Below are 5,260 nucleotides of genomic sequence, written 5' to 3'. Positions count from 1 at the left end.
AAAAAAATATTTCGACTCAAAATGAGTAATTACATAATAAAACCTAAACTTTCCGAGTTTGCATACAAAATTAAAACAGAGAGTAAGTTTAACATATCTATTTCGATTATTCATTCATATAGCGCAAAATTATTTGGAATATTATTATTAATTTTTCTTATAGGATTTACAATTGATATTGTTTTAATTTTTGGTAACAAATAGAACACTAAGTTTTAGGATTAAATGAAATAATTTAATATATAACCGCGGTATAAAATACTTTAATTCTGCTAATTAAGTTTCAGAACATTTAAAAAATTGGTTTTAAGATTATATTCATTATGCTCCACAATCTGAAATTGCAATCATAATTTCACAAGCGTCCACCTAATTGGAATCTTAAGCAAATTATATAAATAAAATAGATATCCAAAATAAAAAATATAAAAAAATAATTATATATATAAACTTATTTCTTTTAGATTTAAACAATAAATAAAAACTAATTGGTATTAAAAAAGTCCAAAAAATAAACTCAATATTATTAGAAAATCTATTTTCTAATAAAAAAGCTTTTCTATCATTTCTTAACTCAAAATATCTTACAGTTAAGTAAAATATAATATAAAATAAAAAATTAAAGAACAATAAAGCAAATAATTTAAATGCTATTTTTATAATATGTTAGCCACTCCAAATGCTAAAATCCAAAAGCAAACTTCGTTTGAAAGTTTAAATTTATTTTAATCATTATGCAAGTTATTCAGCATTTTATTCGGATAAAAGAAAGCATTTTTTTAATATTTTTATTTTATAATTTTAAAAATATTCTTTATAGAATAAATTATTTAATTATTTAGATTGGAAGTATATATTTGTTTATTTTTTCAATTTCATCTTCACCCGCGTAATAGTTTATACTAATTTTATTGTGAGTTATTTTAACTTTATCTATTGCAGTATAAATCGATAGTGACTTCGAGAAATCAAGATCTATAATGATTTTTTTATCAGAAAAAATATTTGAAACTTCAATTTTCTCATTATCATTAATATACGCTACTTTTTTTGAGATAGGATCTACTGCAATTACAATATAATATGATTTTTTTGATTCTAATTTATTTTTAAAATCAATAAATGTTGAATAATTACATGGAGATCCGCAGCTAAGTAATAGTTGCGCTAAATCCTTACTTAACCAATTAATATGAATCTTACTTCTTTCATAATCTTTTAAAATAATTTTATTTTTTCCATCAATTTTTGCAACAACATTACAACTATCTTCTTTCTTGCAAATAATTTTTAAATTATCATTTGCAAATGAAAAAACAGAAATATAAATCCCAAGAACAAATATTAAAAATCTAAAAAACATGTATACTCCTCTATAAATAATAAATCATTTTTTTTAGTTAATTATTATATTGACTATTTCAATAATATAGTATTAATAAAATTTTAAGCATCCCCCTTCTTTCTTATAAAATTAAAATTCTTTACCGCCACTATAAGCAAATAAAAAATTGGAAAAAACATTACTGATAAACTAATATATATATGTAAATTATTATCAATAGTATGTCTTTCATTCATTAAAGATTTCGAAAATTCTACAAATAGAATCAAATAATTAATAAAAACTGATAAAATAATAACAACAATATTGTAAAAGAATATTTTAAATTTTTTTATCAAAAAATAATCGAAATAATTTAAGTATATTTTACTTTCAATTAAAGACAATATCACATTTAATAAAACTACAATAATTAATAAAACTTCGATAATATTAAAATAACTAATATTTAAAAAAAAGAAGTAGAATTTTAAACTAAATAAATATAAAAATATTAACATTATATAGAATAAATATTTATTAGTTTTATTTAATATTCTCTTATTTTTAAACATTTTAATCCTCATAAACAGGTAAAGTTCTAGTTCTTCTAAAAGCACATTGTCTATTTATTTCTCTTTCTTTATATGATATGCCTTTTTAATAGTCATTAATTACTCTAAATCACCAGGTGAATTAAAAGCGCAAGCATGTGTTCCAGTCTGTGGTAAAATTATTTTTGAAAGAATTCCTACTAATGAATTACCACAAAGATATATTATAGGCCTATTCAAATAATTTTTTCTTGATAATACTTGTGCGTAAAATCCTGTTTTTTCAAACAAACCATATTCATTCGTCTTATTTTTAAGATTAAAATGATTTGAAAAAAATTTACGTTCTTTATCTTCCTTTAGGTTATAATAAAGGTTAATAGAAAGTTTTGCAAAATCAAGAACGCTTGGGCCCCTAACACTAAGTGATTGTTTCATTGTATATTTCCAAAAAAATAGTTTGCTTGTTCAAAAATTAATATATTCCTGAAGCCCAAAAATAGATATTAACGAATTTTTATTAAATTAAAAAAATTTTGTTTAAATTATTTTTACACAATTTATATTTTTAAAATAATATTTACATATTTTTTAGGTAAATATTTATTCTATAAAAAATCAAAATTCTGTTCCTTGCCTAATCTAGTTCTTTTAATCTAAAAAATTCATTTAATTCTGTTTAAAATTTTCAGAGTAAATCAAATAACAAATTTTACTTTACTACTTCACTTTTAGTTAATTCAAATTCAAACACGTTATTCATATCTGGAAATCTACCTTCATATTTATATTTAATTGGAAACCCTGCTGAAATTTGTCTATAATTAAATTTTACCGTTTCTGCATCACGAATATTCTTTGAACCAAATAATTCATATGTTGGAAAATAATATTTATTTTTTATTTTTCTCATATGAGTACAATATAAAAATAAGCCATTTAAATAATAGGGTTTAGGTTTTAAAAAATTTTTAATGAATATAATTTGCGGGAATCTTGAACCTTTAAATGTAGTTTGAATACAAATAGATTTATTATTTTTATAAATAAATGCTTGACGCCAATTAATATTATCTTTCTTGTATCTACCTATTCCTGGAAGATTACGAATATTAAACTTTTTATTATTTATTATGATTGCATTTTTATAACCAATAATTTTCAAATTTTTATCTTTGAATTTAGAATAAAAATTCATATCATCACCAGGGTCTTTTAAATATATACCACTGTCTATAATAACTTCAAAATTATTAGATTTCTCAAAATATGAGTAATTTTCTAAAATGTCATCATAACGGTAAATACTTTTTGCAAATATATTACTTTTAAGGACTAATAAAGCAATAATTAATATAATTTTCTTAATAATCATTAGCGTGCTTCTTGTGTTAATATTATATAAACAGCAATATAACTTTATCTAATTATTTTGGCTTATATAAGGTTTGAAATATTATTTTAATTATAAATAACATTTATATAAATTAAAAATATATATTAAAATAATATTTATTTATTTCAACTTTTATTTCTAATAAATCGACTCATGAACCATTGCTTCTTATTTAATTTAGAAGATTTTTCCCCTCTTTAAAAATTTATTTTAAAATTATCAAAATGTATTTTTTATAAATATATTCTAATCAAATGAAAATTAGCAATTTAATTTTCTAAGTCACTAATATTTACTTCAGTTGTTTTAGAAACGTATGATTCACCTGATATATAGTTTATTTTTACCAAATTTTTATTAATAAATTCAACTTCAGATATAGCTGTAAATATAGATGCAGTTGGAGAAAAATCTAATTTAACTATTTTAGTTTTACCTTTAAAAATCTTTGAAATTTCTAATTCATTTTTATCATTAACATATGCCACAATCTTTAATTTTGGATCAGTTGAAATAACTAAAGGATAATTTTTAGATATTTTATTTTCCTCAAAATCAATATAAGTTGAATTGGAGCAAGGTGAGCCGCAATTTAAATGCAAACTCGCCAAATCTTTAGTTAACCAAATTATATTAGCTTTATTTTTATCATATATTTCTGTAATTTTTTGTAATTTTCCATTAAGCTTTGCTACTGCAAAACATTTTTGTTTATCGCATTTGATTTCGAAATAATTATTTTTCTCAATAGAAAAAGCACAAAAACTAGTAGAAATAAATAAATTTAAAGCAATAAATTTTATCATATATTATCCTTTTATAAATTATATTTAAAAAGTTATCTTTAACTAAACGACACTAAATTTCATTTTCATAATTTTATTGAAATTCCTTTTCGGATTATATCTAGAATAAAATAGCTGTAAGCTTTTATAATTGAATTCAACATTAAATTAATCTACATATTTTTCTCCGTATATAAATAACAAATCGTTGATAATATATCTTCATAAATGCTAATATTATTACAATAAAAATAAATATTTTTCAGTAATAAAGTATGTAATAATATTGGCTTTATCAAATACATGTTTAATTACATAACAAATTTTACTCTACAACTTGACTTTTAGTTAATTCAAATTCATAAACGTTAAAAATATCTGGAAATTTACCTTCATATTTATATTTAATTGGAAAACGTGGAGAAATTTGTCTATAATTAAATTTTACCGTTTCTGCATCATGATTATACTTTGAACCAAATATCTCATAGCTTGGTAAATAAAATTTGTTTTCTATCTTTCTCATATAAGAACAATCTAAAAATAAACCGCTAAAATAATATGGATTAGGCTTTAAATAATTTTCAATAAATATAATTTGCGCATATCTTTGAACGGTGCTATTTGCGCCTCTAAATGTAGTTTGAATACAAACAGATTTTTTATTTTTATAAATAAATACTCTACGCCAATCAATATTATCTTTCCTGTATTTTCCTATTCCTGGTAGAGAGCTAATATTAAACTTTTTATTATTTATTATGATTACATTACTGTTACCAATAAATTCTAAATTTTTATTTTTGAAATAAGCGGAAAGAAATGAATCGTCATCAGGATCTTTTAGATATTTATCTTCATCAATAAAAATATCAAAACTATTCCATTTATCAAAATATGAGTAATTAGATAAAATATCTTCATATCTGTAAATATTTTTTGAAAATGCATGGTTTTTAATTAGAATTAAAAAAGATATTAGTAAAGTTATTTTTTTCATAGAGATTTTCAGACCTATTCTTCTAAATAAGCATATGGAGGAAATTTTTTATATAAGGATATTCCTTTTTTATTAGTATTTGGATCATTAAATGATCCTGGAAATTCTAATTTATAATTTGCAGATGATTTTGGCAAAGTAAATTTACCATTTTCGTAAATAAAATCGTTACCATTTTTCATTGATATAATTAACTTATTA

General features: G+C 20.7%; 7 protein-coding genes. 1 reads left to right on the top strand and 6 read right to left on the bottom strand.

Annotation, left to right across the window (positions count from 1 at the left end; translation table 11 throughout):
- A partial coding sequence (locus ACIQ56_RS14025) for a hypothetical protein (protein ID WP_397601673.1) occupies positions 1-204 on the top strand: 204 nt, incomplete at its 5' end.
- 634 nt (positions 205-838) lie between these two features.
- Here ACIQ56_RS14025 and ACIQ56_RS14020 read toward each other — a convergent pair.
- The 6 genes from ACIQ56_RS14020 to ACIQ56_RS13995 all read right to left on the bottom strand — a co-directional run.
- Positions 839-1,363 carry a hypothetical protein gene (locus ACIQ56_RS14020; protein WP_397601672.1) on the bottom strand — a complete coding sequence of 175 codons (525 nt, stop codon included), beginning with the start codon at positions 1,361-1,363 and terminating at the stop codon, positions 839-841.
- 635 nt (positions 1,364-1,998) lie between these two features.
- Positions 1,999-2,316 carry a hypothetical protein gene (locus tag ACIQ56_RS14015; RefSeq protein ID WP_397601671.1) on the bottom strand — a complete coding sequence of 106 codons (318 nt, stop codon included), beginning with the start codon at positions 2,314-2,316 and terminating at the stop codon, positions 1,999-2,001.
- A 274-nt stretch (positions 2,317-2,590) separates the two neighbouring features.
- A complete protein-coding gene (locus ACIQ56_RS14010; RefSeq protein ID WP_397601670.1) occupies positions 2,591-3,253 on the bottom strand; it encodes a hypothetical protein in 663 nt (220 codons plus the stop codon).
- 290 nt (positions 3,254-3,543) lie between these two features.
- Positions 3,544-4,080 (bottom strand): hypothetical protein, encoded by a 537-nt coding sequence (locus tag ACIQ56_RS14005; protein WP_397601669.1) that lies wholly within the window; start codon positions 4,078-4,080, stop codon positions 3,544-3,546.
- A 304-nt stretch (positions 4,081-4,384) separates the two neighbouring features.
- Positions 4,385-5,059: a hypothetical protein gene (locus tag ACIQ56_RS14000; RefSeq protein ID WP_397601668.1), complete on the bottom strand. Its 675-nt coding sequence runs from the start codon at positions 5,057-5,059 to the stop codon at positions 4,385-4,387.
- A gap of 14 nt (positions 5,060-5,073) precedes the next feature.
- The coding region (locus tag ACIQ56_RS13995) for a hypothetical protein (RefSeq protein ID WP_397601667.1) at positions 5,074-5,260 on the bottom strand (187 nt) is incomplete at its 5' end.

Origin of the sequence: Silvanigrella sp. (assembly GCF_044369315.1) — a bacterium.
Classification (GTDB): domain Bacteria; phylum Bdellovibrionota_B; class Oligoflexia; order Silvanigrellales; family Silvanigrellaceae; genus Silvanigrella.
Note: the sequence above shows the minus strand (reverse complement) of the source record. Positions and strands in the feature narration are given on the sequence as shown.